Source organism: Plasticicumulans sp., from assembly GCF_035331805.1.
Classification (GTDB): Bacteria; Pseudomonadota; Gammaproteobacteria; order Competibacterales; family Competibacteraceae; genus Plasticicumulans.
In genome coordinates, this window is record NZ_DAOLKE010000343.1 from 1 (window position 1) to 3,637 (window position 3,637).

Below are 3,637 nucleotides of genomic sequence, written 5' to 3' on the forward strand. Positions count from 1 at the left end.
GGGCGGCGGGCCTTGCCGGCGGCTTGCCGGCCACGCCCGGGCGGACGGCGGGCTTCGCCGGGCTGCGCGGCGGGACGATCATCGTCACGCGCTGGCCGCGGTTCGGCCGGGCCTGCGTGATCAGCACGGCCGGGGTCGCGCGCGGTGGCGTCGCCAGTCCGTAGCGGGCGAAGCCGTAATCGAACAGGTTGCGCACGTCCTCCCACAGCGCATTCGAGCCGAGCACGGCGACGATCAAACGCTTGTCGCCGCGTTCGACCTCGCCGACGTAGCAGCGGCGGGCCTTGTTCGTGAAGCCGGTCTTGCCGCCGGCGGCGCCTTCGTAGCTGCCGAGCAGGCGGTTGTGCGTGGCGACCATCACCGGCACGGCCTGACCGCGCGCGGCCGCGCGCTCGACGTGCAGCCAGATGTTCGGGGTCTGCACGATCTTCGTGAATGCCGGGTTCAGCATCGCATAGCGGAAGATCACGGCGAGGTCGTAGGCGCTGCTGACGTGCTCGTCGTTCGGCAGGCCGTGGGGGTTTTCGAAGTGGCTGTTCAGCGCGCCGAGCTGGCGGGCACGGGCGTTCATCAGCTGCGCGAAGCCCGGCACCGAACCGCCGACCGCCTCGGCGAGCACCTCGGCGGCATCGTTGCCGGATTTCAGCAGCAGGCCGTACAGCGCGTCCTCGGCGCTGACGCGGTCGCCGGGGTGCAGGCCGACGCGGCTCGGGGCGGCGAGGGCTGCCAGCGGCGAGACCGGCAGCCTGGCGGCCGGGTCCAGACGTTCGAGCGCGATCAGCGCGGTCAGCACCTTGGTCGTGCTCGCCGGCGGCAGCGCGGCGTGCGGATCGCGTTCATAGAGGATCTCGCCGGTGCCGGCATCGAGCAGGATGGCGGAACGGGCGCTCAGCCGCGGCTCATCGGCCGCCCGGGCCGGCAGCACGCCGAGGCAGCAGACGAACAGCATCCAGCAGCAGGACAGAGGGCCGGATACGCGGCGCAGCAGGGCCGGAAGGGGCATGGAGGGCTTACCTCGGGGAGTGAACGGCGACGGATCGCCGGGCGCGCGGGCTGGCCGATCCATGCGGTCAAACGGAAAACGACGATGAAGACGGTTATTCAAGCATATCGACATAGCCGTCGCGATAGCCGGGATGGCGCAGCTGGAAGCCGCTGCGGCGCAAGCGGAGGTTCGATACGCGCTTGTTGCCGCGCAGCATCGCATCGGCAGCCGTGCCCCGTGCCGGTGCCGGTAGCCCGAGACGCCCCGCCAGCCAGTCGAGCACCTCGCACAGCGGGGCAGGGTGGTCATCGGCGCCGTTGTACAGGGGCTGCGGTTCGCGCAGGAACAACAGGTGCGCACAGGCGCGCGCGGCATCGAGGACGTGGATGCGGTTGCTCCAGACCCCGGGCGTGCAGCGGGCGCGGCCGGTGCGCAGCTGATCGATCAGCCAGGTGCGGCCCGGCCCGTACAGCCCGGCCAGCCGCAGCACGATGGCCGGATACGGTCCGTCGAGGAACACCTGCTCGCCACGGCGCAGCAGTGCCGCCGTCGGGCTGGCCGGTTCGGCCGGCGCGGTTTCGTCGACCTCCGAACCATCGTCCTGGCCATAGACGGAAGTGCTCGAAGTGAACAGCACGCGCTCGATGCGCGCGCCGCGCCGCTCCAGCGCATCGAACAGCCGAAGCGGGGCCTCGACGTAGGCCTGCCGGTAGGCGGCCTCGCCGCCGCCGCCGGCCGCGATCGTGCAGACGACGTGATCGAGCCCGTCCGGCAGCGCGTCGAGACCGCTGCCGCTGGCCAGATCGGCCGCCAGCGGCCGGATCGGTGCCGGCAGGCTTGCCGGATCGCGGCGCAGCCCCCACACCGCATGTCCGTCGGCGGCCAGCTGCAGTCCGAGCCGGGTGCCGACATCGCCGCAGCCGGCGATCAGAATCCGCGCCATGACCATATCCTCCGCCCATCCCGTTGCCGCATTCTCCTGCCCATGACCGATCGATCTCCCGTCGTCGAAGCCTTTGCCGCCCGCGTGCTCGACTGGCACGCCCGGCACGGTCGTCACGACCTGCCGTGGCAGCGCGAGCCCACGGCCTACCGCGTGTGGATCTCGGAGATCATGCTCCAGCAGACCCGGGTCGCCACCGTCATCCCGTATTACGAGCGCTTCCTGCAGCGCTTCCCGGACGTGGCCGCGCTCGCGGCCGCGCCGCTCGATGAGGTGCTGCATCTCTGGTCCGGCCTCGGCTACTACGCCCGCGCCCGCAACCTGCACCGGGCCGCGCAGCAGCTGATGGCCAGGCATGCCGGCGCATTCCCGCAGACGCCGGCCGAGGTCGCCGGCCTGCCCGGCATCGGCCGTTCCACCGCTGCCGCGATCCTGTCGCTCGCGCACGGCCAGCCGCTCGCGATCCTCGATGGCAACGTCAGGCGTGTGCTCGCCCGGCATGCCGGCATCGAGGGCTGGCCGGGCGCACCGGCCGTGCTGGCCCGGCTGTGGACGCTGGCCGAGGCGCTGGCGCCGCGCGAGCGCACCGGCACCTACAACCAGGCGATGATGGATCTCGGCGCCACGCTCTGCACGCGCACGCGAGCGGCCTGCACGCGCTGCCCGGTGGCTGCGGACTGCAGCGCACGGCGCAGCGGACGCCAGCGGGAACTGCCCGCGCCGCGACCGGTCCGCAGCCTGCCGGTGCGGCGCACGCGCATGCTGCTGATCGAGGATGACGGCGCGCGCGTGCTGCTCGAACGCCGCCCGCCGGCCGGCATCTGGGGCGGACTCTGGTCGTTGCCGGAATGTCCGGTCGAGGCGGATGTGCCTGACTGGTGCTGCACGCGGCTGGGGCTGCGGGTCGAGCGACGCGGGCGGCTGGCCGGTTTCCGCCATACGTTCACGCACTTTCACCTCGATATCGAGGCCGAGCGCCTGCAACTCGCCGGCTGTGCCGGGCGGCTCATGGATGACGGGGGGTGGCTCTGGTATAACCCGCGCCTCCCCGACGCCCTGGGGCTGGCGACCCCGGTCAGCCGCCTGCTCGCGTCGCTACGTTCCGACCCCGATCCGGAGGAAATCCGACGATGAGCCGCATGGTGCATTGCGTGAAGCTCGGTCAGGAGGCCGAAGGGCTCGACCGCCAGCCCTATCCCGGCGCCCTGGGCAAGCGCATCTTCGAGCAGGTTTCCAAGACGGCATGGCAGCAGTGGCTGCGCCACCAGACCATGCTGATCAACGAGTACCGGCTGACGCCGATCGAGCCGAAGGCGCGCAAGTTCCTGGAGGAGGAGATGGAGAAGTACTTCTTCGGCACCGGTTCGACCGCGCCGCAAGGCTACGTGCCGCCGAAGTCCTGAGCAAAGAAACTCCGGCACGGGGCTTGACGCACAGCGGTCATGCGGTTTTAATGCGCGCCTCGACGCGATGCCTCAATCGCGAATGTGGCTAGGTAGCTCAGTTGGTAGAGCAGGTGACTGAAAATCACCGTGTCGGCGGTTCGATTCCGTCCCTGGCCACCACTTCATTCCAGAAAGCCCGGTCCTGAACCGGGCTTTCTTTTTTGCATTGCATTTCACGCAATTCCCGTCGGGTCCGGTCGTCCGGATCGCGTAATGAATTACGGGATCGCGAATGCAGGGCCGAAAGCCGGCCATTGCCGGCAC

4 protein-coding genes and 1 tRNA gene are annotated in these 3,637 nt (G+C 70.4%); 3 read left to right on the forward strand and 2 right to left on the reverse strand.

Annotated elements, in window-relative coordinates:
* Together PKE44_RS16480 and PKE44_RS16485 are read right to left on the reverse strand one after the other, a co-directional pair.
* The coding region (locus PKE44_RS16480; protein WP_324553378.1) for a D-alanyl-D-alanine carboxypeptidase family protein at nucleotides 1-1,003 on the reverse strand (1,003 nt) is incomplete at its 3' end.
* 94 nt (nucleotides 1,004-1,097) lie between these two features.
* Nucleotides 1,098-1,928, reverse strand: a complete 831-nt coding sequence (locus PKE44_RS16485; protein WP_324553381.1) for an SDR family oxidoreductase — start codon at nucleotides 1,926-1,928, stop codon at nucleotides 1,098-1,100.
* A 42-nt stretch (nucleotides 1,929-1,970) separates the two neighbouring features.
* Between PKE44_RS16485 and mutY the strand changes: the two genes are divergently transcribed.
* The 3 genes from mutY (at nucleotide 1,971) to PKE44_RS16500 (ending at nucleotide 3,493) form a co-directional block, all read left to right on the forward strand.
* The gene (gene mutY, locus PKE44_RS16490) at nucleotides 1,971-3,062 is read left to right on the forward strand and encodes an A/G-specific adenine glycosylase (RefSeq protein ID WP_324553384.1); all 1,092 of its coding nucleotides are present in this window, start codon (nucleotides 1,971-1,973) and stop codon (nucleotides 3,060-3,062) included.
* Nucleotides 3,059-3,331, forward strand: a complete 273-nt coding sequence (locus PKE44_RS16495; protein ID WP_324553386.1) for an oxidative damage protection protein — start codon at nucleotides 3,059-3,061, stop codon at nucleotides 3,329-3,331. The genes mutY and PKE44_RS16495 overlap by 4 nt, the downstream gene beginning before the upstream one ends.
* A gap of 86 nt (nucleotides 3,332-3,417) precedes the next feature.
* Nucleotides 3,418-3,493: transfer RNA gene (locus PKE44_RS16500), tRNA-Phe, on the forward strand.
* Nucleotides 3,494-3,637: the final 144 nt, after the last annotated feature.

What these genes read in the sequence shown, in the direction of transcription:
- PKE44_RS16485 (WP_324553381.1), bottom strand. Translation starts at nt 1,928, where the DNA reads ATGGCGCGGATTCTGATCGCCGGCTGCGGCGATGTCGGCACCCGGCTC.
- mutY (WP_324553384.1), top strand. Translation starts at nt 1,971, where the DNA reads ATGACCGATCGATCTCCCGTCGTCGAAGCCTTTGCCGCCCGCGTGCTC.
- PKE44_RS16495 (WP_324553386.1), top strand. Translation starts at nt 3,059, where the DNA reads ATGAGCCGCATGGTGCATTGCGTGAAGCTCGGTCAGGAGGCCGAAGGG.